This is a genomic window from Corallococcus sp. AB049A (genome assembly GCF_003668885.1).
Taxonomy (GTDB): Bacteria; Myxococcota; Myxococcia; order Myxococcales; family Myxococcaceae; genus Corallococcus; species Corallococcus interemptor.
In genome coordinates this window covers 1-24,081 of the sequence record NZ_RAWL01000008.1, presented here as the reverse complement: position 1 = coordinate 24,081, position 24,081 = coordinate 1, and the positions used below count along the sequence as shown (strand labels likewise).

Annotated in this window: 21 protein-coding genes; 7 read left to right on the top strand and 14 right to left on the bottom strand. The window is 70.0% G+C overall.

Features of this window, described 5'->3' with window-relative positions:
• Positions 1-1,299 carry a phosphopyruvate hydratase gene (eno, locus tag D7X55_RS01800; protein ID WP_121722029.1) on the bottom strand — a complete coding sequence of 433 codons (1,299 nt, stop codon included), beginning with the start codon at positions 1,297-1,299 and terminating at the stop codon, positions 1-3.
• Between the two features lie 80 nt (positions 1,300-1,379).
• On the opposite strand from eno, the gene D7X55_RS01795 reads away from it, so the two are divergent.
• Complete coding sequence (locus tag D7X55_RS01795) at positions 1,380-2,468, top strand: ADP-ribosylglycohydrolase family protein (RefSeq protein ID WP_121722042.1); 1,089 nt, start codon at positions 1,380-1,382, stop codon at positions 2,466-2,468.
• Positions 2,469-2,576: 108 nt separating this feature from the next.
• Here the strand turns inward: D7X55_RS01795 and D7X55_RS01790 are convergent, their stop codons facing one another.
• From D7X55_RS01790 to D7X55_RS01775, 4 genes are all read right to left on the bottom strand, one after another.
• The gene (locus D7X55_RS01790) at positions 2,577-2,756 is read right to left on the bottom strand and encodes a hypothetical protein (protein WP_043321424.1); all 180 of its coding nucleotides are present in this window, start codon (positions 2,754-2,756) and stop codon (positions 2,577-2,579) included.
• 419 nt (positions 2,757-3,175) lie between these two features.
• Positions 3,176-3,601: a type II toxin-antitoxin system RatA family toxin gene (locus tag D7X55_RS01785; protein ID WP_121722028.1), complete on the bottom strand. Its 426-nt coding sequence runs from the start codon at positions 3,599-3,601 to the stop codon at positions 3,176-3,178.
• Between the two features lie 43 nt (positions 3,602-3,644).
• On the bottom strand, positions 3,645-4,610 hold the full coding sequence (gene glpX / locus D7X55_RS01780) for a class II fructose-bisphosphatase (protein ID WP_121722027.1): 966 nt from the start codon (positions 4,608-4,610) through the stop codon (positions 3,645-3,647).
• Between the two features lie 43 nt (positions 4,611-4,653).
• Complete coding sequence (locus tag D7X55_RS01775) at positions 4,654-5,064, bottom strand: thioesterase family protein (protein ID WP_121722026.1); 411 nt, start codon at positions 5,062-5,064, stop codon at positions 4,654-4,656.
• Between the two features lie 93 nt (positions 5,065-5,157).
• Between D7X55_RS01775 and D7X55_RS01770 the strand changes: the two genes are divergently transcribed.
• The gene (locus tag D7X55_RS01770; protein ID WP_121722025.1) at positions 5,158-6,777 is read left to right on the top strand and encodes an alkaline phosphatase family protein; all 1,620 of its coding nucleotides are present in this window, start codon (positions 5,158-5,160) and stop codon (positions 6,775-6,777) included.
• Between the two features lie 43 nt (positions 6,778-6,820).
• On the opposite strand, the gene D7X55_RS01765 is transcribed toward D7X55_RS01770, so the two are convergent.
• From D7X55_RS01765 to D7X55_RS01745, 5 genes are all read right to left on the bottom strand, one after another.
• Positions 6,821-7,069, bottom strand: a complete 249-nt coding sequence (locus D7X55_RS01765) for a hypothetical protein (RefSeq protein ID WP_121722024.1) — start codon at positions 7,067-7,069, stop codon at positions 6,821-6,823.
• An 89-nt stretch (positions 7,070-7,158) separates the two neighbouring features.
• Positions 7,159-8,031 carry a carboxylating nicotinate-nucleotide diphosphorylase gene (gene nadC, locus D7X55_RS01760; RefSeq protein WP_199746833.1) on the bottom strand — a complete coding sequence of 291 codons (873 nt, stop codon included), beginning with the start codon at positions 8,029-8,031 and terminating at the stop codon, positions 7,159-7,161.
• A gap of 9 nt (positions 8,032-8,040) precedes the next feature.
• Positions 8,041-11,493, bottom strand: a complete 3,453-nt coding sequence (locus tag D7X55_RS01755; protein ID WP_121722023.1) for a valine--tRNA ligase — start codon at positions 11,491-11,493, stop codon at positions 8,041-8,043.
• 53 nt (positions 11,494-11,546) lie between these two features.
• A complete protein-coding gene (locus D7X55_RS01750; RefSeq protein ID WP_120546633.1) occupies positions 11,547-12,812 on the bottom strand; it encodes a PleD family two-component system response regulator in 1,266 nt (421 codons plus the stop codon).
• A 117-nt stretch (positions 12,813-12,929) separates the two neighbouring features.
• Entirely contained in the window at positions 12,930-13,742 is an 813-nt protein-coding gene (locus tag D7X55_RS01745) for a chemotaxis protein CheW (protein ID WP_121722022.1), read from the bottom strand.
• A 53-nt stretch (positions 13,743-13,795) separates the two neighbouring features.
• Here D7X55_RS01745 and D7X55_RS01740 point away from each other — a divergent pair, with 53 nt between their 5' ends.
• Positions 13,796-15,184, top strand: a complete 1,389-nt coding sequence (locus D7X55_RS01740; RefSeq protein WP_121722021.1) for a diguanylate cyclase — start codon at positions 13,796-13,798, stop codon at positions 15,182-15,184.
• 6 nt (positions 15,185-15,190) lie between these two features.
• Here the strand turns inward: D7X55_RS01740 and D7X55_RS01735 are convergent, their stop codons facing one another.
• Entirely contained in the window at positions 15,191-15,580 is a 390-nt protein-coding gene (locus tag D7X55_RS01735; protein WP_121722020.1) for a demethoxyubiquinone hydroxylase family protein, read from the bottom strand.
• Positions 15,581-15,749: 169 nt separating this feature from the next.
• On the opposite strand from D7X55_RS01735, the gene sinK reads away from it, so the two are divergent.
• Positions 15,750-17,267, top strand: a complete 1,518-nt coding sequence (sinK, locus tag D7X55_RS01730; protein WP_158626297.1) for a hybrid histidine protein kinase/response regulator SinK — start codon at positions 15,750-15,752, stop codon at positions 17,265-17,267.
• 87 nt (positions 17,268-17,354) lie between these two features.
• Here the strand turns inward: sinK and groL are convergent, their stop codons facing one another.
• Together groL and D7X55_RS01720 are read right to left on the bottom strand one after the other, a co-directional pair.
• Positions 17,355-18,998 carry a chaperonin GroEL gene (groL, locus tag D7X55_RS01725; RefSeq protein WP_120546638.1) on the bottom strand — a complete coding sequence of 548 codons (1,644 nt, stop codon included), beginning with the start codon at positions 18,996-18,998 and terminating at the stop codon, positions 17,355-17,357.
• A 180-nt stretch (positions 18,999-19,178) separates the two neighbouring features.
• Positions 19,179-19,535 (bottom strand): response regulator, encoded by a 357-nt coding sequence (locus D7X55_RS01720; RefSeq protein ID WP_120546639.1) that lies wholly within the window; start codon positions 19,533-19,535, stop codon positions 19,179-19,181.
• 100 nt (positions 19,536-19,635) lie between these two features.
• Between D7X55_RS01720 and D7X55_RS01715 the strand changes: the two genes are divergently transcribed.
• Complete coding sequence (locus D7X55_RS01715) at positions 19,636-20,697, top strand: metallopeptidase family protein (RefSeq protein ID WP_233609474.1); 1,062 nt, start codon at positions 19,636-19,638, stop codon at positions 20,695-20,697.
• A 56-nt stretch (positions 20,698-20,753) separates the two neighbouring features.
• Positions 20,754-21,020, top strand: coding sequence for a hypothetical protein (locus D7X55_RS01710; protein ID WP_233609473.1), 267 nt, complete (start codon positions 20,754-20,756; stop codon positions 21,018-21,020).
• A 2-nt stretch (positions 21,021-21,022) separates the two neighbouring features.
• On the opposite strand, the gene D7X55_RS01705 is transcribed toward D7X55_RS01710, so the two are convergent.
• Positions 21,023-23,233, bottom strand: a complete 2,211-nt coding sequence (locus tag D7X55_RS01705; RefSeq protein WP_158626296.1) for a DUF3857 domain-containing transglutaminase family protein — start codon at positions 23,231-23,233, stop codon at positions 21,023-21,025.
• A 357-nt stretch (positions 23,234-23,590) separates the two neighbouring features.
• Between D7X55_RS01705 and D7X55_RS01700 the strand changes: the two genes are divergently transcribed.
• The coding region (locus tag D7X55_RS01700; protein WP_199746831.1) for a cyclopropane-fatty-acyl-phospholipid synthase family protein at positions 23,591-24,081 on the top strand (491 nt) is incomplete at its 3' end.

The window sequence follows — 24,081 nt, the reverse complement described above, 5'->3', positions numbered from 1 at the left end:
TCACTGCTTCTTCGCGAGCGAGCGGAAGGCGGTGCGGCCCGCGTAGCGCGCCCCGGCGCCCAGCTCCTCTTCAATCCGCAGGAGCTGGTTGTACTTGGCCACGCGGTCCGAGCGCGACGCCGAGCCCGTCTTGATCTGCCCGCAGTCCAGCGCCACCGCCAGGTCCGCGATGGTGGTGTCCTCGGACTCGCCGGAGCGGTGGCTCATGATGGACGTCATGCCCGCCTTGTGCGCCATGCGCACCGCGTCGAACGTCTCCGTGAGCGAACCAATCTGGTTCACCTTCACCAGGATGGAGTTCGCCGTGCCCGTCTCGATGCCCCTGGACAGGCGCTCCACGTTGGTGACGAAGAGGTCGTCGCCGACGAGCTGCACCTTGTCACCCAGCGCGTCGGTGAGCTTCTTCCACCCCTCCCAGTCATCCTCCGCCATGCCGTCCTCAATGGAGATGATGGGGTACTTCTGGGTGAGCCCCCGGTAGTACTCCAGCAGGCCCTGCGAGTCGTACTCCTTGCCCTCGCCCTTGAGCTTGTACTTCTTGGAGCCCTTGTCGAAGAACTCGCTCGCGGCCACGTCCAGCGCCAGGAACAGCTGCTCGCCGGCCTTGAAGCCCGCCGCGTCGATGGCCTCCATGATGAGCTTGAGCGCCTCTTCGTTGGCCGGCAGGTCCGGGGCGTAGCCGCCCTCGTCGCCCACGCCCGTGGCCAGCTTGCGGCCCTTCAGAATCTTCTTGAGCGCGTGGAACACCTCCGCGCCCCAGCGCAGGCCCTCCGCGAACGTCTTCGCGCCGGCGGGGACGACCATGAACTCCTGCACGTCCACGCGGGTGTCCGCGTGCGCGCCGCCGTTGAGGATGTTCATCAGCGGCACGGGCAGCGTGCGCGCCTGCAGGCCGCCCACGTAGCGGTACAGCGGCAGGCCGTGCGCGTCCGCCGCGGCGCGCGCGGTGGCCATGGAGACGGCGAGGATGGAGTTGGCGCCCAGCTTGGACTTGGTGGACGTGCCATCCAGCTCAATCATCCGCTTGTCCACGGCCACCTGGTCCACGGCGTCCATGCCGATGAGCGCCGGCCCGATGGTGTCGCGCACGTGGTCCACGGCCTTCTGCACGCCCTTGCCCAGGTAGCGGCCCTTGTCGCCGTCGCGCAGCTCGTGCGCCTCGTGCTCACCGGTGGAGGCGCCGGAGGGCACCGTCGCGCGGCCGCGCGAACCGCCCACGAGCAGCACTTCGGCCTCCACGGTCGGGTTGCCACGGGAATCGAGCACTTCACGCGCCAGGATTTGAGCGATCTCGGTCATAGGCGGCCGTTTCTACGAGGCACGGCCGGAACGGGCAAGCACGCTCGCACCGGCCGCCTGCTACAGTGTCCAGCCGCCGAATGCCTCCTCCTCCCAAGCGCCGCGCCACGGGGCCCGACCCGCTGCCCGGTCAGCGTGCCCGGGGCGCCCTCCTGGGCCTCGCCATTGGCAACGCCCTGGCCGTTCCCACCGCGGGGAGGCCCTTCTACGCGCCGGCCTTCCCCCAGCTCGCCGAGGGGCCCTACCAGGGCATGCACGGGGGCGGTCCGCACGACCTGCGCAAGGGACAGGTGACGGAGCCCGCCCAGCTGGCGGTGGCGCTGGCCCTGAGCCTGCGCGACATGAAGCGCTACGACGCGGGCGACGCGCTCAAGCGCTACCGGGCCTGGCAGCCGCACGCCATCTCCGTCAGCGAACACATGAAGGAGCTGTTCCAGGAGTGTGACTCCAGCCTGCCGCCCCAGGTGAAGGACGCCGGCAAGCGCGTCTGGCAGAAGAACTTCCGGCGCCCGGCCCCCGCGGGCGCCCTGCCCCGCGTGGTGCCCCTGGGCATCCACCTGGCCAGGGACTCCTTCGCCCTGGCGAAGGCGGCGCTGGAGGACACCGCCCTCACGCACTTCGACCCGCGCAGCCAGCTGGCCGGCGCGGGGCTGTGCGCCGCCATCGCCAAGGCGATGACGGGCGGACCGGACCTCAAGGCCGCGGACCTGCTACCGGCCGCGGAGGTGGGCATCTCCCTGGCGGCCGCCGCCCTGGGCAAGCAGGAGAAGGACTACGTCCAGGAGGTCTCCCAGGCCGCGGCCCTGCTGCGCGAGGACCTGGCCCTGGCCGCGAAGGACGACCCGCAGCTCTACGGTCCGGAGCTGCACATGCACCGGCCCGGCAACAACGCGGTGCGTGCCGCGTTCCGGCTGGCCTTCTGGGAGCTGCTCCACGTCCCCACGGCGGAGGCCGCGTTGCTGGACGTCATCCACCGGGGCGGCGACACGGAGATCCACGCCTCCGTCACCGGCGCGCTGGTGGGCGCCTTCCACGGCGAGGGGGCGCTGCCAGAGGAGTGGCGCCAGAAGGTCCTCCTGGCCCTCCAGCCCTACAACCCCCTCCAGAAGGGGACGGTGCTGTGGGAGGTCTACCACCCCCGGCACCTGCTGCTGCTGGCGCCGGCCTAGTGGAAACCCCGCAAGCGCGAAGCCCGCGGGGGCTGTCCGGTGAGGGACAGCCCGTCCGCGGGCTCCGGGACACGCCGTGGCCAACGGGCCACGGGTGGGATGGGGTCATCAGCCGAGCAGGTCGATGACGACGACGCCTCGTGACGGCTTCTCTTCCTCGGTGTCCGTCCTCCGGTGGGGACGGTCATCGGGTGCAGGCAGTGGGAGTTCCACCACCGGCCGCTCGTAATCCTCGCGGCGGAGCCGCTCGCGGCGCTTGATCTCTTCAATGATGAACGCGTCGAGCATGGGTTCGGTTTCTCCCTCAGCCTACGTACCCCGATGTACGCCCGCCGTCCCGCCCCCTTACCACTTCCACATCTCTTTGATGCAAATTAAGAACCCCGGTTTCTTTCTGGGGATGGCACCCTGATTCCGCATGGCTGCTCGTCCACCTCCCGACATCCGGGACAGAGCGACCGTGCCACGGATGTCAGGGAGACGTCCGTGGACGTTCAAAATTCGCCTGATCCTAATGCGTCCGCCGCGCGCCGCAACACGACTCATTTCAGGTGGCCTTTCGCCCCTCGCGCGGCACGGCTCCAGCCGAAAAGGGCCCGCCCGCCCTCCTGCTCCCTTGCACGGCACGGACCGTACGGGATGACAGGCAGGCGGGCGGAGACCTGACGCGAAATGTCAGTGGTGACGCGGGCCGTCGACGAAAACGGTCAGGTCGTTTCGGCGCGGCGCTTGAAGGCCTCCAGCATCTTGGGGAGCTGGGTCTCCGTGAGGGTGTTGATGATGGCCTTGGGGATGAGGGCGCCCAGGGCCATCTCCACGTTGTAGGTCGCGCGCGTCTTGCCCTCGCCCTCGGGCTCCAGCGTCCAGCTGCCCTTGTTGTCCTTCATCACCTCGCCCTCGACGAAGGTCCAGGACATGCGCTTGGGGCGCTCCTCGGTGACGCGGATGGTGTAGCGGATGCGCTTCACCACATCGACCTCGTAGTGCACCTGGACGGTGTTCCCCTGGCGCTGGGAGGTGGAGACCTTCTTCACCTCCGGGAGGAACTCCGCGTAGCGGTCGTAGTTCGTGATGATGTCGAAGACCTTCTCGACGGGAGCGTTGATGGTGATGGTGCGCGTGGCGCCGGCCATGGCGGTGTCTCCGGTGGAGTGAGGGACAGGGCTGACGGACAGCTTACGGCGCGTAGCCCGGCTTCTTGTCGAACTTGTGGATGGACTGGATGAAGCGGACGGTGCCCGTCTTGCTGCGCATGACGACGGAGTGCGTCTCACAGCCGCCGCCGAAGAAGCGCACGCCCTTGAGGAAGTCGCCGCTCGTCACACCCGTGGCCGCGAACATCACCTCACCCCGGGCCAGCTCCTCCGCGGTGTAGATCTTGTGGATGTCGGTGATGCCCATCTTCTTCGCGCGCTCGATCTCGCCCTGGTTGCGGGGCACCAGCCGGCCCTGCAGGTCACCGCCGGTGGCGCGGATGGCGGCCGCGGCGATGACGCCTTCCGGCGCGCCGCCGATGCCCATGAGCACGTCCACGCCGGAGCCCTCGAAGCAGGTGGCGATGGCACCCGCCACGTCACCGTCCTCGATGAGGCGCACGCGGGCACCCGCGGAGCGGACCTCCTTGATGAGGTCGGCGTGGCGCTCGCGGTCCAGAATCATGACCGTGAGGTCCTCCACATAGAGCTTCATGCGCTCCGCGATGGAGCGCAGGTTCTCCGTGGGAGACTTGCGCAGGTCGATGGCGCCCCGGGCGCGCGGGCCCACGGCGAGCTTCTCCATGTACGTGTCGGGCGCGTTGAGCAGGCCGCCGTGGCTGGACATGGCCACGACGGAGATGGAGCCCGGGCGGCCGTAGGCGCACAGGTTGGTGCCCTCCAGCGGGTCCAGGGCGATGTCCACCTCGGGGGCGCCGGCGTTGCGGGCGCCTACGCGCTCACCGATGTAGAGCATGGGCGCCTCGTCGCGCTCGCCCTCGCCGATGACGACCGTGCCGTCGATGTTCAGCGCGTCGAAGGCGCGGCGCATCGCGTCCACGGCGGCCTGGTCGGACTCATCCTTGTTGCCGCGGCCCATGAGGCGGGCGGAGGCGATGGCCGCCATCTCGGTGACGCGCACGACCTCCATTGCCAGGTTGCGATCCATTTTCGGGTGCTCCTCGTTCGGGAATTCGGGAAGGGAAAAGGGTTCAGGTCTCGGAGTCGTCCGCGGCCTTCAGGCGGGCGATGGCTTCGGGGAGCCGCTGCGGTTTTCCGTCACGCCCCACGCAGGCGTGCATCGTGCGGCCGGTGCACAGGAGCGTGGGGGCGTCACCGTCGCGCAGAAGCTCGTAGGTGAACACGAGTGACGCGCGGCGCAACTCACCCAGGGTGGTGCGGATGAGGAGCATGTCGTCGTAGCGCGCGGACGCCTTGTAGTGGGCGCTGGCCTCCACCACGGGCAGCAGGAGCCCGGTGCTCTCCAGTTCGCGGTAGCTGCCTCCGTGGGCACGGAAGAACTCACTGCGGGCGAACTCGAAGTAGCGGAAGTAGTTCGCGTAGTAGACGACCCCCATCTGATCCGTGTCGCCGTAGATGACGCGCAGCCGTGCCTCGACCATTGGGCCGCCCATATCAGGGCGGGGTGGCGTGTCCAAGCGGTGGGCGCGCATGTTGGTTGCTTCTGTTCATCCGGCGGAAGAGGCTGCCGCACCATGTCGCGCCTGATCGCCGCCCTCCTCGTCCTGTTCGCCCTGCCCGCCTCCGCCAAGGCCCCGAAGCTCACGCTGTTCATCAGCGTGGACGCCATGGGCAGTGACCTGCTCCTGCGAAGCCGCCCGCGCCTGACGGGGGGCCTGGGCCGGCTGCTCTCCACGGGCGCGTACTACCCCTACGCCCGGTACGCCTACGCGGAGGCGCGCACGGCGCCGGGCCACGCGACGCTGGCCACGGGCGCGAACCCCTGGCGCCACGGCATCGTGGACAACGACATCTACGACCGCGCGTCCGGGCAGGCGGTCCAGGTCTACACGGACCCGACGCATCCGGTGCTGAACGCGGAGACGCCCCCGGGGTCGGACACGAGCCCGGTGAACCTGATGGCGGAGACGCTGGCGGACCGGCTGCGCGTGTCCACGCAGGGCCGGGGCAAGGTGGTGGCGCTGTCCTACAAGTCGCGAGCCGCCATCCCGCTGGCCGGGCGCCAGGGCCAGGCCTGGTGGTTCGATGAGGCGACGGGGCGGATGGTGACGAGCACCTGGTACGCGAAGCAGGAGCCCGCGTGGATGCAGGCGTTCAACGCGCGCAAGCTGCCGGACGCGGCGTTCAGCAAGACGTGGGAGCTGTTGCGTCCGCGCGCCGAGTACGTGGGCGAGGACGACCGCCCGATGGAGCCGGAGGCCTACGGCATGGGGCGCGTGTTCCCGCATGCGCTGAAGGGCGGGCTCCAGGCGCCCGGGCCCGCGTCGTACCGGGCGTTCGCGGTGTCGGGGTACTCGCATGACCTGCTGGTGCAGGCGGCGAAGGCGGCGCTGGAGGGCGAGGGCCTGGGCCAGGACGACGTGCCGGACATCCTGGCGGTGAGCTTCAGCGGGACGGACGCGGTGTTCCACGCGTTCGGGCCGTACTCGTGGGAGATGCAGGACACGATGCTGCGGTTGGACCAAGCGATGGGAGAGCTCATCGCCGCCGCCGAGCGCGCGGCGGGTGGGAAGGCGAACCTGGTCATCATGCTGTCGGCGGACCACGGCGGCGCGGAGATCCCGGAGGCGTGGGCGCAGGCGGGCATGCCGGCCGCTCGGCTCAATCCGGTGGAGGCGGCGAAGGGGCTGGCGCAGGAGCTGAAGGCGAAGTTCGGCGTGGACGTGACGGTGAAGCTGCTGGAACTGGACGTGCACCTGGGCGGCAAGGCGCTGGAGTCCGGCCAGCTGGACGCGGTGGCGGTGCGGCGCGCAGCGGCGGCGTGGCTGGCGAAGCAGCCCTATACGGTGTGGGCGGTGGCCAAGGACGACCTGGCCACGGCACAGGACCCGGATGGACTCCTCGCGGCGATGCGGCGCGGCTACTACCCGGCGCGCAGCGGTGACGTGGTGTTCATGGCGAAGCCGTTCCAGGTCGTGAGCGACTATCCGCGCGGAACGAACCACGGCACGCCGTATTCGTACGACACGCAGGTGCCGGTGGTGTTCGCGGGCAAGGGCGTGAAGCCGGGGCTGTACCTGGAGGAGATCAACCCCGTGGACGTGGCCCCCACCCTGTCCGCGCTGCTGGAGATGGGCATGCCCGCGTCGGCGGAGGGCAAGCCGCGCGTGGAGGCGCTCACCGGGGCGCGGTGAGCGTTACTCCTGTCCTGAGTGGTGGGTCCGCGACTTGATGGATTCAAATCCCGTCGCGGACCAACACCGACGCATTGAAGACATCTGGGGAGCGGCTCGTCCAGTAGACGAATCCGCCTGACGCCGTCGCCACGAACACAGCCACTTCGAAAGCGCTCTTCTCTCGTCCGGCGCGGAGGGCCTCCTCCAGGTCGCCGCTCTCGAAGAACGTCGACCAGCGGGCTCCCTGTTTCTCCTTTGTGGCCACGTAGAAGCGAAGTCCCAGCTCGCGTGCTCGCTCTGCGTCTGTCATGGCCTGGCGTCCGAGGTTCGTGGGCCGAAGCAGGCGATGGCGAGGAACATCTCACCGCGCATCGCCTGCTTCTTCGTTCCGCGTCAGCCCTACGAAGAGCGGGACTTGCGCGCGGGCTTCTTCGTCGTCGCGATCTCCAGCGACAGGTCCATGGCCCGCGCCGAGTGCGTCAGCGCGCCCATCGACACGAAGTCCACGCCCAGCTTCGCCAGCCGCGGCAGCCGGTCCAGCGTGACGCCGCCCGAGACTTCGATGGGCACGCGGCTGGCCGTCAGCTTCACCGCTTCGCGGATCTGCGCGTCGTCCATGTTGTCCAACATGATGACGTCCGCGCCCGCGGCGATGGCCTCCTCCAGCTGCTTGAAGTTGGTGACCTCCACCTCAATCTTCACCAGCCGGGGACCGTTCAGCTTCGCGCGCCGCACCGCTTCCGTGATGTCTCCACCCACGGCCGCGATGTGGTTGTCCTTGATGAGGATGCCGTCGAAGAGGCCGAAGCGGTGGTTGGACGCGCCGCCCATGCGCACCGCGTGCTTCGCCAGCCCGCGCATGCCCGGCGGCGTCTTGCGCGTGTCCAGCACCCGCAGCTTCGAGCCCCGCACGGAGGTCATCGCCTGCTGGGCCAGCGTCGCGATGCCGGCCGCGCGCTGCACCAGGTTGAGCGCCGTGCGCTCCGCGGCCAGCAGCGAGCGCAGCTTGCCGTGGACGCGCGCGGCGACCACCTTCGGTTTGATCTCCTCGCCGTCGCGCTTGAGGACCTCCACCTCCACCTCCGCGTCCACCATGTGGAAGACGCGGACGAAGGCGTCCAGGCCGGCGACGATCATCTGCTCCTTCGCGACCAGCTCACCGCTGCCCTCCGCTTCCGCGGGGACCACCGCCAGCGAGGTGACGTCCCCCGCCGCACCCAGGTCCTCGTCGAGGGACAGCGCGATGAGCCGATCGAGATAATCCTGCTGCACTTCCGCCTCCTACCGGCGCGCCTTGCGCGCCGGCTTGCCCCGAGTGGTCTTCTTCGCCGCGGCCGTCTTCTTGCCCGCCGCCTTCTTCGCGGAGGCCTTCTTCGCCGGGGCCTTCTTCACCGCCGCCTTCTTCGCGGCCGTCTTCTTGCCCGCTGCCTTCTTCGCGGAAGCCTTCTTCGCCGGGGCCTTCTTCGCGGCGCCCTTCTTCCCCGCCGCCTTCTTGGCCGAAGCCTTCTTCGCCGGAGCCTTCTTCGCCGGAGCCTTCTTCGCAGGGGCCTTCTTCGCCGGAGCCCGCTTCGTGGAAGCCTTCTTCACCGGCTTCGCCGAGCCCTCGGGCGCCTCGCGGGTGTCGCCACCCTCCTTGGCCCGGTCGAACTCGCGCATCGCGTCGTCCACGAGGCCCATGCTCATGTACGCGACGCCCAGGTCGTGGTGGTCCGCCGGGGACAGCCCTTCCTTGGTGCCCTCGCGCAGCTTGTTGAGCGCCTCCTCCACCACCGGATCCGCCGCCTGGGGCGCCTGCGAGGCCTCTTCCGCCTCGATCTCGCCCTTCAGCTCCTGGCCCAGGTTCACCCCTTCGTCCTTCGGTGCCCGCGGCTCGGTGGCCACCTTCACCTGTGCAGTTTCAGGCGCGGGGGACTCGGACGCTTCAGGGGCTTCGGACTCGGTGCTGCCCGGTAACGGTGACGGCGTCTCGGACATGGGGGGCTCCGGGGCGATGCGCTGGAGGTGATCCTGCAGCTTGACCGTGCGCTCCTGGAGCTCCGCCACCCGGGCCTTGTCCTTCTCCACCACGTCCGGCGGAGCACGGGCCACGAAGTTGGGGTTGTCCAGCTTGCGCTGCAGACTGGCGAGCTCCTGCTCGGAGCGGGCGATCTCCTTCTTGAGGCGGTCGCGCTCCGCGTCCAGGTCCACCAGGCCCGCCAGGGGCACGTAGATCTCCAGGTTGCCGCTCACGAACGCCGCCGCCTGCGGAGGCTTGGCGCCCGGGGGGCCCACCACCACCTCGGACAGGCCCGCGAGCGGCATCAGGTACGCACGCCAGCGCTCCAACAGATCGCGCGTCGTCGCGTCCGGGCTCTGCACCACCGCCTTCACCTTGGCGGCCGGCGACAGGTTGCTCTCGCCGCGCAGCGTGCGCACGCCCTCGATGGCCGCGATGACCGGCGCCATCTCGCCTTCCGCGGCCGCGTCCACCCGCGCCGCCTCCGGCTCCGGGTACGCCGCGATGCAGATGCTCTCCGTGGGCCGGGACATCGGCAGCTTCTGCCAGATCTCCTCGGTGATGAACGGCATGAACGGGTGCATCAGCCGCAGGATGCGGTCCAGGCACGTCACCAGCACCGCGCGCGTGGTGTCCTTGGCCTCCGCGTCGTCGCCGTACAGCGAGCCCTTCGCCAGCTCGATGTACCAGTCGCAGAACTCCGCCCACAGGAACTGGTACAGCGTGGACGCCGCCTCCGCGAAGCCGAACGCCTCCAGCGACGCACGCGTGGACTCCGTGGCCTTCTGCAGCCGGGAGAGGATCCACCGATCCGCCAGCGTGAGCTTGCGGCCCTCCAGCGGCGTCTTGTCCAGGCTGAAGTCGCCCATGTTCATCAGGGCGAAGCGGCTGGCGTTCCACAGCTTGTTGCAGAACGCCTTGTAGCCACCCAGGCGATCCATGGACAGCTTGATGTCACGCCCCTGCTGCGTGAGCGACGCCAGCGTGAAGCGCAGCGCGTCCGCGCCGTGCGCGGGCATGCCCTGCGGGAAGCGGTTGCGCAGCGAAGGCTGCAGCGCGTCCGCCTTCGCGCCCAAGATGACGTCCAGGGGGTCGATGACGTTCCCCTTCGTCTTGGACATCTTCTCGCCCTTCTCGTCGCGCACCATCGCGTGCAGGTACACGGTGCGGAAGGGCACATCCCCCATGAAGTGCAGGCCCATCATCATCATCCGGGCGACCCAGAAGAAGATGATGTCGTGGCCCGTCTCCATCACGGACGTCGGGTAGAAGGTCTTGAGGTCCGCCGTCTCGCGCGGCCAGCCCAGCGTGGAGAACGGCCACAGCGCGGACGAGAACCAGGTGTCCAGCACGTCCGGATCCTGCGTCAGGTCCTTGCCGCCGCACTTGGGGCAGGACTCCGGCGGCGTGCGCGAAACGATGACGTCCGCCGTGTCCTTGGAGCGCTCCTCCGCGGGCGTGCACGCCGTGCAGTACCACGCGGGGATCTGGTGGCCCCACCACAGCTGGCGGCTCACGCACCAGTCGTGGATGTTGTTCATCCAGTGGAAGTACGTGTTCGTCCAGGACTCGGGGACGAACTTCGTGCGGCCCTCCTCCACGGCCTGGATGGCCGGCTTCGCCAGCGGTTCAATCTTGATGAACCACTGCGGAGACAGGCGCGGCTCCACCACCGTGGCGCAGCGCTGGCAGGTGCCCACGCTCAGCTTGTGCGGCTCCTCCTTCTCCAGCAGGCCCTGCTCCGTCAGGTCCGCCAGCACCTGCTTGCGCGCCTCCGCGCGATCCAGGCCCGCGTACTTGCCGGTGTCCTTCGTCATCCGCGCCGCTTCGTCCAGGATGGACAGCATCGGCAGCTTGTGACGCAGGCCCGTCTGGTAGTCGTTGAAGTCGTGCGCGGGCGTGACCTTCACCACGCCGGTGCCGAACTCCATGTTCACCAGCTCCGCGTCCGCGATGATGGGGATCTCGCGGTCGGTGAGCGGCAGGCGCACGCTGCGGCCCACGAGGCCCAGGTAGCGCGGATCCTCCGGGTGCACGGCGACGGCGGTGTCGCCCAGCAGCGTCTCCGGGCGCGTCGTGGCCACGGTGAGCGTCCGGTCGCTGTCCTTCACCGGGTAGCGGATGTGCCAGAGCGAGCCGTTCTTCTCCTCGTGCTCCACTTCCAGGTCGGAGAGGGCCGTGCGGCAGGACGGGCACCAGTTGATCAGCTTCTGGGCCCGGTACATCAGGCCCTCTTCGTACAGCCGGACGAACACCTCGCGCACCGCGGCCGAGGACTGCTCGTCCATGGTGAAGCGCTCGCGGCTCCAGTCCAGCGACGCGCCCAGGTAGCGGTGCTGCTCGCCGATGCGCGCGCCGAACTTGCCCTTCCACGTCCAGACGCGCTCCAGGAACGCCTCGCGGCCCAAGTCGTGGCGGCTCTTGCCTTCCGTCTTCTTGAGCTCCTTCTCCACGACCATCTGCGTGGCGATGCCCGCGTGGTCCGTGCCCGGCAGCCAGAGCGCGTTGAAGCCGCTCATCCGCTTCCAGCGCGTGAGGATGTCCTGGATGGTCGCGGTGAGCGCGTGGCCGATGTGCAGGCTGCCCGTCACGTTGGGCGGCGGCAGCACGATGCTGAACGGCGGCTTGGAGGAAGGGGCTTCGGCGCGGAAGTAGTCACGCTCCAGCCAGTGGTTGTACCACCGCGCCTCCACCTCGGAGGGCTCGTAGGCCTTGGACAGTTCAGTCGTGTCAGTCATTGCAAGCGGCCGGCCCCCGACGGGGCCGGCGGGGAATCAGGGGGGACTGCGAATCAATGCTGGGTCTCGCGGTCCTTGATGAGCCGCTCCAGCTCCTGCCGGATGATGGTCTCCGCCAGCTGCGGGACGACCTCCCAGGCAATCTTCTCGATGACCTCGCGGGAGGCCTTGGACAGCGCCTCGCGAAGCAGCGCCTCGCCGCCATCCGCGGACGGACGGGCCTGCTGCGCGGGCGTGGCGGCCGGCGCCGGGGGCCCGCCAAGGTCCAGCGAAATCTCCTCCGCGCCGCTGGGCTCGGGCAGCGAGTCCTCGATGCGGATGCTCTCCGTGCGCGCCTGGGCGGCGGGCGGAGCGGACGGGGCGCCCAGGCCGAACGGATCCCGGGCACGGGCCGCCGGAGGCACCGCGGCGGGCGGGGGCGCGGACGGCAGCGCCGCGGCGCCCGGAGGACGCGGGAAGCCCCCCGGAATGTTCGGAGCGCCAGGGCCCGGAGGACGCGCGGCCATGCCCGGAGGCGGCGCACCCGGAGGACGCGCGCCCGGAGGCACGGCACCCGGAGGAGGACGCGCACCCGGCGGCATGGCGCCCGGAGGCGGCGCACCCGGAGGACGCGCGCCCGGCGGCATGGCACCCGGAGGAGGACGCGCACCCGGCGGCATGGCGCCCGGAGGCGGCGCACCCGCGGGACGTGCACCCGGCGGAACGGCGCCCGGCAGCGGACGCGCGGCGCCCGGAGGCGGAGGAACACCGGCGCCCGGAGGACGCGCGCCCGGAGGCGGCACGCCCGGCCCCGGAGGACGCGCACCCGGCGGAACCGCGCCCGGAGGCGGCGCACCCGCGGGACGCGCACCCGGAGGCGCGGCGGCGGCGGGCGGCGCAGCGGCCGGGGCCACTGGAGCGGCGGTCTGGGGCAGCACGCGCGTCGCGGCGGACGCGGGCATGGTGTTGGACTTCTGGCCCACCAGGGCCTTCACCTTGTCCAGGAGGATCTGGCTCTCGAAGGGCTTGGTGATGTGGTCATCCGCCCGGGCGGCCTTCGCGCGGTTCTCGTCGAACGCCTCGAAGGTGCCGGCGAGCAGCAGCACCGGGATGGCCTGCGTGGCGGGGTCGCTCTTGAGGGCCTCGCAGACCTCGTAGCCGCTCTTGCCCGGCATCATCACGTCCGCGAGCACCACGTCCGGACGCAGCTCGCGCGTGCGGGAGATGGCGTCCAGCCCGTTGTCCACCGCGGTCACCTGGAAGTCTTCCGTCGCGAAGATCATCCCGATCACCTTGCGGATGGTGAGCGAGTCGTCGGCGATCAGTAGATTCTTGGGCATCGGCTCCGGCCTCGGGGGGCGCATACCCCCCTGAATTCGTTTGAGATTTCGGGCGAGCAAGCCTGCCTGCACGCCCTGTGTCAATCGGAGAAGCTTAGGATTCGCGCTTTGGGCCGATCAAGAAAACATGCGCTGCAGGTCCAGTAACATCACCGGATCCGGCAGCCCCGGTGCCCGGAACGTTCCGGGCAGCTCGGCCGGCTTGAATTTCTGCAGCACGCCAAGCACCCGGGTGGCCGCCAGCCCCACGTTCCGGCCGGCGAGCTCCGTGAGGACGAACAGCTCCTCCACCCGGGCTGGCGCCCCCAGAAGCGCCGGGACCGAACAGATGGGCCAGAGCGCCTGCGCGTGCGGATAGACGCCCGCCACCGGCCCGCTCTGCACCGGGAGCACGCTGAAGGCCTCGCCCCGGGGCACCACCTGGGAGACCGAACCCAGGGGGACGCCGAAGAGCACCCCCTGTGACTCCAGCACCAGCGCCCGCTCCGGGGGCGCGTCCGCCCAGTGCACGGGCCGGAGCTCCGGCGGGGCCGCGCGGGGGCCCGCCCGGTGCGGCAGCGCCTCCACGATGAGCTCCAGGTACAGCCGGTCCTTGTGCAGCACCGCGCCCCGGCTCAGGGGCGCCAGCGAGTCCGCCAGCCCCGGAGGCAGGAGGAAGAACGGATCCCTCGCGACGTCCGCGACCTCCACCACCGAGCGCACCCGCACCGCGAGCGTGGGGCTGACGTCCAGCACCACCACCATGCCCGGCACGTCCTCGGGCGGGCCGCCGAGCAGCGAGGAGAGATCCTTCACCTCGAGTACGCCACGCAGGCTCGCGCCGCGTGCGCCCGGCATCGCGACCTCGATGACGGACGTGGCCTCCACCGCGTAGCGCGTCTCACCGGCCTCCACCAGCAGGCAGAGCCGCCGTCCGCTTTCAAAGGGCACGGGTTGGGACCCTAGCAGCCTTCCAGCGTTGGGTGCTAAGCCCTGAACAAGTCATGGCGCGCCTGCTCCTCGTCGACGACGAAAAGATCGCTCGCAACCTGTACGGCGACTACCTCACGGCCGCGGGCCACTTCGTCACGGCAGTGGCCACCGTGGCGGACGCGAAGGCCGCCCTCTCCGCGCAGCGCTTCGACGCGGTGGTGACCGACCTCATCCTCCCCGGCGGCGACGGCATGGAAGTCTTGCGTCACGTGCGCGAGCGCTACCCCGGCGTGGAGGTGCTGGTCATCACCGGCCTGGACAAGGTCGCCCCCGCGGTGCGCGCCATCAAGAGCGGCGCGGCGGAGTACCTGGTCAAGCCCGTGGCGCCGGAGGCCCTGGAGCACGCGCTGCGCCGCGCGCTCACCACGCGCGACCTGATGCGTGAGAACGCGTCCCTGCGACAGCACGTCGCGCTGCTGGAGGCGGGCCAGCGCATCGCCACCACGCTCGACCGCGAACGGCTGGCCGTGGCCACCTCCGACGCGCTGGAGTCCATGGCCAACGCCTCCGCGGTGATGCTCCTGGAGCGCGACCCCACCGGCACCGGCTTCCGCTCGCACGGCATGCGCGGGCTGCCGGTGGACCTGCACGAGGCGCTGGTTCCCCAGCTCATCGAACGGCTCGCGGGCTCGCGCACGGCCCAGGCGCTGGACGGCCTGCAGGTGCCCTGGCCGCGCACCCTCTCCTTCCCCGCCGTGGACGGCGACCTGGTGCTGGGCCACGCGGTGCTCTTCCACGACGGCGCGCCCCCGGAGCACCACCCGGAGACGGTGGGCTTCCTCGTGCGCAACTGGGCGCTGGCCCTGCGCAACCTGGGCCGCTTCGCCGCCGTGGAGGACCTGGCCTACGTCGACGACCTCACCCGCCTGTTCAACACGCGCTACCTGCACCTGGTGCTGGACCGCGAGGTGAACGAGGCCCTGCAGACGGAGCGGCCCTTCTCCCTGCTGTTCCTGGACCTGGACCGCTTCAAGGCCATCAACGACACGCACGGGCACCTGGTGGGCTCGCGCGTGCTGGTGGAGGCCGCGCGCGTGCTCAAGGGCTGCGTGCGCGATCCGGACGTGGTGGCGCGCTTCGGCGGCGACGAATACGTGGTGCTCCTGCGCGGCACGGACTCCGGCGGAGCCCTGAAGGTCGCCGAGCGCATCCGCCGCACCATGGAGACCCATCAGTTCCTGGGCCGCGAGGGGCTGGCGCTCAAGCTCACCACCTGCATCGGCGTGGCCAGCTTCCCGGAGCACGCCCAGGACAAGGACCACCTGCTGGACCTGTCCGACCGCGCCATGTACCGGGGCAAGCGGGGCACCCGGAACGTCGTCTACATGGCGGCGCAGGACCTGGAGGCCACCCCCGCCGAGCGCCGGCAGAACCCACCGCCGGCGCAGGGCCAGGGCTGAAGCGCGCTACTTGCGCAGGCTGCCCACGGTGAGGCGCTTGGGCAGCTCCACCTCCGCGGGCTCGCCGCCACCGCCCTCGCTGACCGCCTCCACCTCTTCGTGGGACGCGCCGGTGGTGATGAGGCGGTACTTCTGGGACGCCTCGCGGTCGTGCTGGGCCTGCTCCGGATCCAACCGGGCGATGAGCTGCCAGAACAGGGCGGCGTGCTCGCGCTCCTCGTCCATGACGTGGCGCAGGATGGCCTTCGCCTCCTCGTTGTCCGTCGCGTCCAGGTGCGCGGCGTAGAGGTTGATGGCGTCCAGCTCCGCCTCGATGTTGAGCCGGATGGAGCGGGCCAGTTCGGAGTCCGTCAGCTTCCGGGGCACCAGCGAGTGGAACGGGTTCGTCTGCGGCATGGGGGCCTCTGCGACAGGGAGAGTCCCCAGCAGGCGAGCGGGCAACATGCGTCCCGTCAGGCCCGGCTGGAGGGCGGTCGCGAGCATCCGTTCGCTCGCGGGCGGGGTCAACCGAATCCCGCCGGGGGTGCGTTGCGTGTGAACACCCGCCTCCGCCATGCTCCCGCGCATGGAGACCCCCTCGCCGCTCGCGCAGCTGCTCCAGGCCCTGGACGCGGGGGACCTGGACAAGGCCCGGCTCGCGGCCGTGGCCCTGCAGCGTGCCAACGCCCACACCCACCAGGTCGCCGCGGAGGTCCTCCACGAGCTGCGCCAGCCGCTCCTGGGCGCCAAGGCCTACGCCCAATTGCTCGCGGAGGAAGGCGGCTCCAGCGGTCCGTTGAAGCTGCTGCTCGCGCAGGTGGAGCGGATGGAGCAGATCGTCTCCGACTTCATCCGCCTGGCCAGCGAGCGGCCGGCCCCGCAGCAGCGGCTGTCCCTGGCCGCGCCCATCTGGGCGGCGGCGAAGGTGTTCAGCGTCAACCCGGACTCGGCGCGCATCTCGCTGGAGGTGGAGGCCCCCGAGGACCTCACCATCCAGGGCAACGCGCGGCTGATTGAGCAGCTCACGCTCAACCTGCTCAACAACGCGCGCGACGCCATGTCTGGCCGGGGCCGAGTGAAGGTGACGCTCGCGCGCGAGGGCGCGTCCGCGGCCCTCTACGTGTCCGACTGGGGCCCGGGCATTCCGGACGAGCTCAAGACGCGCATCTTCGAGCCCTACGTCTCCGCCAGCAAACGCGGCACGGGCCTGGGGCTCGCCGTCTGTCGCCGCATCGCGCAGGAGCACCACGCGCAGATTGCCCTGGTGCCGCCCACGACGCTGCGCGAGGTGCCGCCGCCCGCCACGGTGTTCCGCGTGCTCTTCCCGCCCACGGACGCGCCCCGACCGCCGCGCAAGCGCCTCTTGGTGGTGGACGACGAGGGCATCATCCGGATGGTCTTCAAGGACCTGATGGACAAGGAGTGTGAAGTCATCGAAGCGGCCACGGGCGAGGCCGCGCTCGAGATCCTGCGTGCGTCGCCCGTGGACCTCATCGTCACGGACAAGAACCTGCCTGGGATATCCGGCCTGGAGCTGGCCCAGCACGCGCGCAGGCTGGACCCCGCCTCGCGCGTCATCCTGATGACGGGCTACCCCTCGCTGGTGACGACGCAGCAGGCGCTGCAGCTGGGCGTGGTGGACTACCTGCTCAAGCCTTTCGACGACATCCGCCAGGTGCGCGCGTTGTTGCGGCAGGCGCTGTACACGCCGGCCGCGCCGCCCGCTCCGGCCCCCAGCGCCGCCATGCGCCGGGTGGACGTGCTGGAGGACAACCCGGCCACCGCGCGGCTGATCTCGGAGGCGCTGACCCTGCTGGGCCTGGAGGCGCGCATCGTCGCGAGCGCGGAGGCGGCCGCGATGGAGCCGCCCGTGGGCGTGGTGGTGTCGTGGGACTTCGCGCCGGCCTACGGCAAGAAGGCGCTGGAGCTGGCCCGGGGCCTGAGCCAGGGCGCGCCCTTCGTCGTCCTGGCGGAGCACCTCACCATGGAGACGGCGCTGGCGTCGCTGCGCGCCGGGGCCGCCGCGTGCCTGCCCAAGCTGCTCTCCGACACCACGGCCCTCAGCCGTGAGCTGGGCCTGGCCTTCAAGAAGGCCGCTTCCTGAAAAAGACTCCGGCCCCGGGTGCCCCGCTCTCGCGAGGCCCACGGGGCCGGAAGAAACCCTACGGTGCTACCGAGCCGTCACGCCGGCTCAGTAGTCCATGTCGTCGCCGCCGTACTCCGGCATGGCGCCGCCGCCCGCGCCGCCCTTGGCCTTCTTCTTCGGGCGCTCGGCGATCATCGCCTCGGTGGTGAGCAGCAGGGACGCCACGGAGGCGGCGTTCTGCAGCGCGGTGCGCTCGACCTTCGTCGGGTCGATGACGCCGGCCTTCTCCAGGTCCTCGTAGGTCTCCGTGCGGGCGTTGAAGCCGAACGCGCCGGTGCCGTCCTTGACCTTGTTGATGACGACGGCGCCCTCGACGCCGGCGTTGCTGGAGATCTTGCGCAGGGGCTCCTGCAGCGCCTTGCGGATGATGTCCACGCCGAAGTCCTGCTCGCCGCCCAGCTTCAGGCCGTCCAGCGCCTTGAGGCTGCGGATGTAGGCCACGCCGCCGCCGGGGACGATGCCCTCTTCGACGGCCGCGCGGGTCGCGTGCAGCGCGTCCTCCACGCGGGCCTTCTTCTCCTTCATCTCCACTTCGGTCGCCGCGCCGACGTTGATGACCGCCACGCCGCCCACGAGCTTCGCCATGCGCTCCTGGAGCTTCTCGCGGTCGTAGTCGCTGGTGACCGTCTCGATCTGGGTGCGGATGAGCTTGATGCGGCCCTCGATGTCCGCCTTCTGGCCGGCACCGTCCACGATGGTGGTGTTGTCCTTGTCCACCGTGATGCGCTTGGCGCGGCCCAGGTCGTTGAGCGTCAGGTTCTCGTACTTGTGACCCAGCTCCTCGCTCACCACCATGCCGCCCGTCAGCGTGGCGATGTCCTTGAGCATCTCCTTGCGGCGGTCACCGAAGCCCGGCGCCTTCACCGCGGCCACGTTCAGCACGCCGCGGATCTTGTTCACCACCAGGGTGGCCAGGGCCTCGCCCTCGATGTCGTCCGCGATGATGAGCAGCGGCTTGCCCGCGCGCGCCACCTGCTCCAGCAAGGGGATCATGTCCTGCATCGACGAGACCTTCTTCTCGCTGATGAGGATGTAGGGGTCCTCGTGGACGACCTCCATGCGGTCGCGGTTCGTGACGAAGTACGGCGACACGTAGCCGCGGTCGAACTGCATGCCCTCCACCACGTCGAGCGTCGTCTCCAGGCCCTTGGCCTCCTCGACGGTGATGACGCCCTCCTTGCCCACCTTCTCCATCGCGTCCGCGATGATGGTGCCGATGGTCTCGTCACCGTTCGCGGAGATGGTGCCCACCTGCGCGATGGCCTGCTTGTCGGACGTGGGCTTGGAGAGCTTCTTCAGCTCCGCAACCACCACCTCCACCGCCTTGTCGATGCCGCGCTTGAGGTCCATGGGGCTGTGGCCGGCGGCCACCAGCTTCAGGCCCTCCTCATAGATGGCGCGCGCGAGCACGGTCGCCGTCGTGGTGCCGTCGCCGGCCTTGTCGGAGGTCTTGGACGCGACCTCCTTCACCATCTGCGCGCCCATGTTCTCGAAGCGGTTCTCGAGATCGATCTCCTTGGCGACGGTGACGCCGTCCTTGGTGATGGTGGGCGAGCCGAAGCTCTTCTCGATGACCACGTTGCGGCCCTTGGGACCGAGCGTCACCGCGACCGCGTCCGCGAGAATCCGGACACCGCGCAGGATGGAATCGCGCGCGGACTGGTGGAAGAAGATTTCCTTCGCTGCCATCGTAACCTCCTGAAATACCTGGGGAATCTACTGCGAATGGGGGTGGCCGTTAGCACTCGGCCATGTCGAGCGCCAACATAAGGGCCGCATCGACGATGTCAACGGAAAGGGGCAGGCGTGTGGGCCTGAGGACGCCTTCCAGCCCGCCCGGACGGGGGGCCCGGGGCCTCCAGGAAGGCCCTACTCCGCGAAGCGCACGAGGTTGAGCAGTTGCCCCATGTCCAGGGGCTTCTGCAGGGTGATGGCGACACCCTTGCGCAGGCCGCGGTCGGAGATGTTGGCGTCCGTGCTGGCGGTCATCATCAGGACGGAGATGTTCTGGAAGCGGGGGTCCGCCTTCAGCATCTCCGTGAAGTGGATGCCGTCCAGGTGGGGCATCAGGTAGTCGGTGATGACCAGCCCCACGGGATGACGCTCCATGATGTCCAGCGCCTGGAGCGCGTCCGACGCCGAGAACACGGTGTAGCCATGCATCTCCAGGTAGCGAGAGAGCATGGTGCACAGCTCGTAATCGTCGTCGACGACCAGGATGTTCACGGGGTTCGGGCCAAAACGGGGCGCTGGAAGGTAACAGCGACGCCGGTCGTTGACAACGCGAAGGGCGGCTTCTTAGCTGCCGGCCCGTATGGCGAAGCGCATGGCGAACCAAGGGGAGGCGCGGGACGTGGACGCGCGGCTGGACGGGGTGGCGGACGCCTTCGAGGCGAGGGATTTCGAGGCCGCGCTCGCCAGCGCCGACGCCCTGCTCCGGGACGTTCCGGACTCACCAGAAGCCCTGCACTACCGGGCCGCCGCGCTGGTGGAGGTGGGCCGCCTGGAGGACGCCGGCAAGGCCTACGGCGCCGCCCTGAAGCGAGCCCCGGAAGACCTGGAGATTCTTTTTGGCGCAGCGGAGTTCCTCGTCTGCCGCACCGGTGAGGACCGCGAGGCCGTGGAAGAGGGCCTGGAGTGGTGCGGCCGCGGGCGCAAATTGGCGCAGAAGGCCGACGACGTGGAGCTCGTCTACGAGTTCCTCCTCCTGGAGGGCATGGGGCTCAACCAGCTGGGTGAGTGCGAGTCCGCGCTCAAGAGCCTGGACCAGGCGCTGACGCACATGCCGCGCTCGCCGGACGCGCAGCTGGAGCGGGGCATCGCGCTGTTCGAGCTCTGCCGCTTCCAGCCCGCGCAGGAGGCCTTCGAGCGGGTGCTGAAGGACGCGCCGGACGAGGCGTGGGCGCACCACTACCTGGGGCTCATCGCGGAGCGGCGCAAGGACGCGAAGGAGGCGAAGAAGCGCTTCGCGCGGGCGCAGGCGCTGGCCCCGGAGGAGCTGCCGCCGCCGGTGGCGCTGGAGGAGGCCGCGTTCGACCGCGCGGTGGAGGACGCGATGCGCGCCCTGCCCTCGCAGGTGAAGCAGTACATGGACAACGTGACGCTGGCGGTGGAGGACCTGCCCTCGGACGAGGACCTGCTGGGTCAGCAGCCGCCGCTGTCGCCGTGCATCCTGGGCGTGTTCCGGGGCACGCCCGTGGGCGAGCGCAGCGTGATGGACGCGGCGGATCACTTCCCGCCCGCCATCGTGCTGTACCAGAAGAACCTGGAGCGCTTCGCGCGCACCCGCGAGGAGCTGATCGAACAGATCGGCATCACGGTGATGCACGAGGTGGGTCACCTGATGGGTCTGGATGAAGACGACCTGTGGGAGCGGGGACTGGACTAGCGCGCGTCTCCCCTGCCCTGATGCACGCCATGCGTGCATGGATGAGGCTGGGGCTGATGTCGGTGCTGGGTCTGACGGGCTGCCTGGGTGACGGCGAAGAAGGGCCGCGCACGTGTCCGCAGGTGGTGGTGTTCGCGCGGTCCACCACCGAGACGTGCAAGTCCTTTCCGACGCCGTGCGACGTGCCGGAGGGCTGGGTCGAGTGCTGCGGCGGGCTCTTCGGCGGCTGCGCGGGCAACGTGTCGGGGAACACCTGCGTGGATGATCCGACCGACACGTGCCAGCCCGGCGGCAGCGCGGACTGCCCGGGCATCTGCCAGTAGTCTCAGGCGGCGCGCGTCGTGCCCTTGTCCTCGAAGTAGGCGCGGCGGGCGCGGGCGCACGCGGGGCACTGCCACTGCACCAGGGTGAGGTGGCGCTCGCCCAGGATGACGGCCTCGTGGCGGAGCGCCTCCCATTCGCACTCGCTGCTGGTCCCACAGGCGCAGCGCAGGCGGCTGATCGTGGCCAGCAGTTCGTGGGCGTTGGCGACGGGGATGGCGGAGCCCGCGCTGTCGCCCTGGGAGTCGCCGTCGAACTTGCGCGCGAAGGCGCGGCGGCGGCCCCAGGCGCGGCCCTTGCGCCAGAGCTCCGCGGGGGTGCCCTGCGAGATGATGAACCAGAGGAAGGCGCAGCCGGCGATGACGCCCAGGAGGGCCAGGCCCCCTTCCGTGGAGGGCGGCGCGGACCGCTGGAGCCGGGCGCTGCCTCCGCGGAGCCGGAGGCCATAGCCGCCCTGCTCCTCCGCGTCGTGCACCGCCTTCAGGTGCTCCGCGATGCGCTCCGGCGGCACGGAATCCGCGACGCTGCGGTAGCGGTAGTCCAGCACCAGGGTCTTCCCGTCGGCGCGGGTGTCGGACTCGAAGTGGAAGGCGGGACCTTCGACGAGCTCATGCTCGGAGGTGATGTTCAGGGGCTCGTCCGACTGGAACGTGATGCGGTGGCGGGCGAAGACGGGGTGCTCCACCTCCAGCGGGAAGGCGCGGCGGGAGAAGCCGGGCTCGGAGAGGTACTGGTGGAGGGAGTGGGCGCTGAAGTCGCGCTCGCCCTTGGAGGACCAGAAGCCGTCGATGCGGTAGTGCTCGCGCAGGACGAGCACGTTCTTCACCGGGTCGTCGTCCACCGTCATGGGCTTCACGACGGCCAGCTTCGCGTCCGTCTTGGCGTAGTAGTTGACGTAGTAGCGGGACAGCTCCGCCACGGACACGCCCGCGAGCATGCGGCGCATGGAGTTGGCGGACTCGCCCGTGCGCGTGGTGACGACCTCCAGCGTCGTCGGCCCGTCGCGGTCCTGCGCGACGTAGGTCTCGTCCACGAAGACGGAGGGCTCCGCCAGGGCTGGCGAGGGGATGACGGTGAGGGCCTTGGTATCCGGGGCGACGATGAGGGCCCGGGCGTAGGGAGGCGGCTCGTAGCTGTCGAGCCCGCCGCGCTCCAGCGTCGCGGTGGGATCCACCCACAGCTCGCGGCCGGCCACGGTGGCGTGGACGATGGCGTGGTCGAACGCGATGGCGGTGGGGAGCCATTCATCCAGGCCCTGGCGGGTCTCGGTGTCCACAAGCACTGGCTGCGCGTCGATGCCCAGCCCCTTGAGGAGCGTCACCAGCAGGAACGACTTGTCCTTGCAGTCGCCGAAGCGGCGCTCCAGCACCTCGTCGGGTGCATGCGGCTGGTGGGAGTTGGGGCCCATCTCGATGCCCAGGTAACGCACCTCGTCCTGGACGAAGCGCAGCGCGGCGAAGAAGCGCGCCTCGGGGGTGGGCTCCTTCGCGAGCCGGGCCATCTCCTGCTCCAGCGCCTTCGAGTTCGCGGGAACCTGGAAGAGCGTCGAGGCCCAGCGCGCGACCTCGTTCCAGTCCTTGTATTCGCTGAGCTGGATCCAGGGGTAGACGTGCTGCCAGCTGGGGACCTTGTCCTCGGAGCGGACGGCGGGCACGTCGCGGCGCTCCAGGACGATTTCGCGCTCGCCGTTCGTCACCGACTCCGAGTGCTTCACGCCCGGCTCGGCGAACTCCCGGATGAAGAGCGGGCGGCCTTCCGGCCACAGCAGCCGGTAGGCGAAGTGGACCACGGGGTACGGCTGGCCCACGGAGACGACGTCGGAGAAGCGCCCGCCGAAGACAGGGTTGGCGCCTTCGAGCGAGTACGCGACCTCCACGGTGTCGCCGACGCGCACGTCGCGCAGGAAGGGCACCACGGAGAGGGTGCCGTTGTAGAGGCGGTTCTGGAGTTCGCTCTCCTGCTGGATGACGCGGGCGCCGGCGGGCTGGAAGACGTCCTCGCGGCGGCCCTCGCGGATGCGCCAGATGCCGTGGACGGTGAGCGTCTCGTAGGACGGGTCGAAGTGGATCTGGATGTCCGTGACGCGGTCGATGCCCTGCGGAGACAGGACCTTCCGGGCCGAGTGCCGGTACTGCACGCGCGAATGGCCAGACACGCGAACCTGTTCCTCGTTCAGCAGGCGCAGGACGCTGGTCTCCTCTTCCCCCGCGGACATGGGGCCGGGGTCCGCGGGAATGGGGAGCGGCTTCACCCATGCGGCGGGAGGCCCGACCTGGAAGGGCAAGGCGGACGGCGCTGCGCGCGCGGACCCGGCGCCCAACGACAGACACAGCAGGATGAACGCCGGAAGGAGACCCGGTGTCGGGAGGACGGGACGGAAGTTTCGGCGCATGGCGGAAAAGAGCGCTCATCATGGAGCGCGGATGACACGCCGGGCAAGACGCCCCCCGGGACAGCAGCCGGGCATCCCCTCTCCTTTCACCAGTGAAAACCGACAAGTTGGCCAGGCCCGGAATCGACGTGACAAGGGCTAGGGTCGAGGCCCTCGGTAGGAAGGCCAAGGAGGCATGGGATGCTCAACGTGAGGCAGCTGGCGACGCGGCTGAAGAGTGCGTTCCTGGCGGACCCGGAGCGCTTCTACACGAAGGAGACGGGAGCCTGGGTGGCGGGGATGCCCACGCCCCAGGACATCCAGGTGACGACGGGCCGGGAGCCCTTCTGGATCAACCTGGGCTACTGGAAGCACGTGGAGCGCGTGGACGACACCAACGTGGAGCGCGTGGGAGAGCTCTTCCGCTCCGCGCAGGCGGAGATGGCGCGCCTCCTGGCGAGGACGGCGAACCTGGGGCCCGGGGACGCGGTGTTGGACTGCGGCTTCGGGTACGCGGATCAGGACCTGCTGTGGGCGGAGGAGTTCAAGCCCGCGAGCATCCTCGGCGTGAACATCACGCCGAACCAGGTGCGGGTGGGTCGGGAGCGGGTGAAGCTGACGGGGCTGGAGGAAGTGGTGCGGTTGGAGGTGGGGAGCGCGACGGCGCTGCCGGGGGCGGGAGCGTTCGACGT

What these genes read in the sequence shown, in the direction of transcription:
- D7X55_RS01775 (WP_121722026.1), bottom strand. Translation starts at nt 5,064, where the DNA reads ATGGTCGAGGCACGGCTGCGCGTCATCTACGGCGACACGGATCAGATG.
- groL (WP_120546638.1), bottom strand. Translation starts at nt 18,998, where the DNA reads ATGGCAGCGAAGGAAATCTTCTTCCACCAGTCCGCGCGCGATTCCATC.
- D7X55_RS01705 (WP_158626296.1), bottom strand. Translation starts at nt 23,233, where the DNA reads ATGTCCGCGGGGGAAGAGGAGACCAGCGTCCTGCGCCTGCTGAACGAG.
- D7X55_RS01735 (WP_121722020.1), bottom strand. Translation starts at nt 15,580, where the DNA reads ATGCCGCAGACGAACCCGTTCCACTCGCTGGTGCCCCGGAAGCTGACG.
- D7X55_RS01715 (WP_233609474.1), top strand. Translation starts at nt 19,636, where the DNA reads ATGGCGAACCAAGGGGAGGCGCGGGACGTGGACGCGCGGCTGGACGGG.
- D7X55_RS01750 (WP_120546633.1), bottom strand. Translation starts at nt 12,812, where the DNA reads ATGCCCAAGAATCTACTGATCGCCGACGACTCGCTCACCATCCGCAAG.
- D7X55_RS01740 (WP_121722021.1), top strand. Translation starts at nt 13,796, where the DNA reads ATGGCGCGCCTGCTCCTCGTCGACGACGAAAAGATCGCTCGCAACCTG.
- D7X55_RS01770 (WP_121722025.1), top strand. Translation starts at nt 5,158, where the DNA reads ATGTCGCGCCTGATCGCCGCCCTCCTCGTCCTGTTCGCCCTGCCCGCC.
- eno (WP_121722029.1), bottom strand. Translation starts at nt 1,299, where the DNA reads ATGACCGAGATCGCTCAAATCCTGGCGCGTGAAGTGCTCGATTCCCGT.
- D7X55_RS01765 (WP_121722024.1), bottom strand. Translation starts at nt 7,069, where the DNA reads ATGACAGACGCAGAGCGAGCACGCGAGCTGGGACTTCGCTTCTACGTG.
- sinK (WP_158626297.1), top strand. Translation starts at nt 15,750, where the DNA reads ATGGAGACCCCCTCGCCGCTCGCGCAGCTGCTCCAGGCCCTGGACGCG.
- D7X55_RS01785 (WP_121722028.1), bottom strand. Translation starts at nt 3,601, where the DNA reads ATGGCCGGCGCCACGCGCACCATCACCATCAACGCTCCCGTCGAGAAG.
- glpX (WP_121722027.1), bottom strand. Translation starts at nt 4,610, where the DNA reads ATGGATCGCAACCTGGCAATGGAGGTCGTGCGCGTCACCGAGATGGCG.
- D7X55_RS01710 (WP_233609473.1), top strand. Translation starts at nt 20,754, where the DNA reads ATGTCGGTGCTGGGTCTGACGGGCTGCCTGGGTGACGGCGAAGAAGGG.
- D7X55_RS01790 (WP_043321424.1), bottom strand. Translation starts at nt 2,756, where the DNA reads ATGCTCGACGCGTTCATCATTGAAGAGATCAAGCGCCGCGAGCGGCTC.
- D7X55_RS01755 (WP_121722023.1), bottom strand. Translation starts at nt 11,493, where the DNA reads ATGACTGACACGACTGAACTGTCCAAGGCCTACGAGCCCTCCGAGGTG.
- D7X55_RS01795 (WP_121722042.1), top strand. Translation starts at nt 1,380, where the DNA reads ATGCCTCCTCCTCCCAAGCGCCGCGCCACGGGGCCCGACCCGCTGCCC.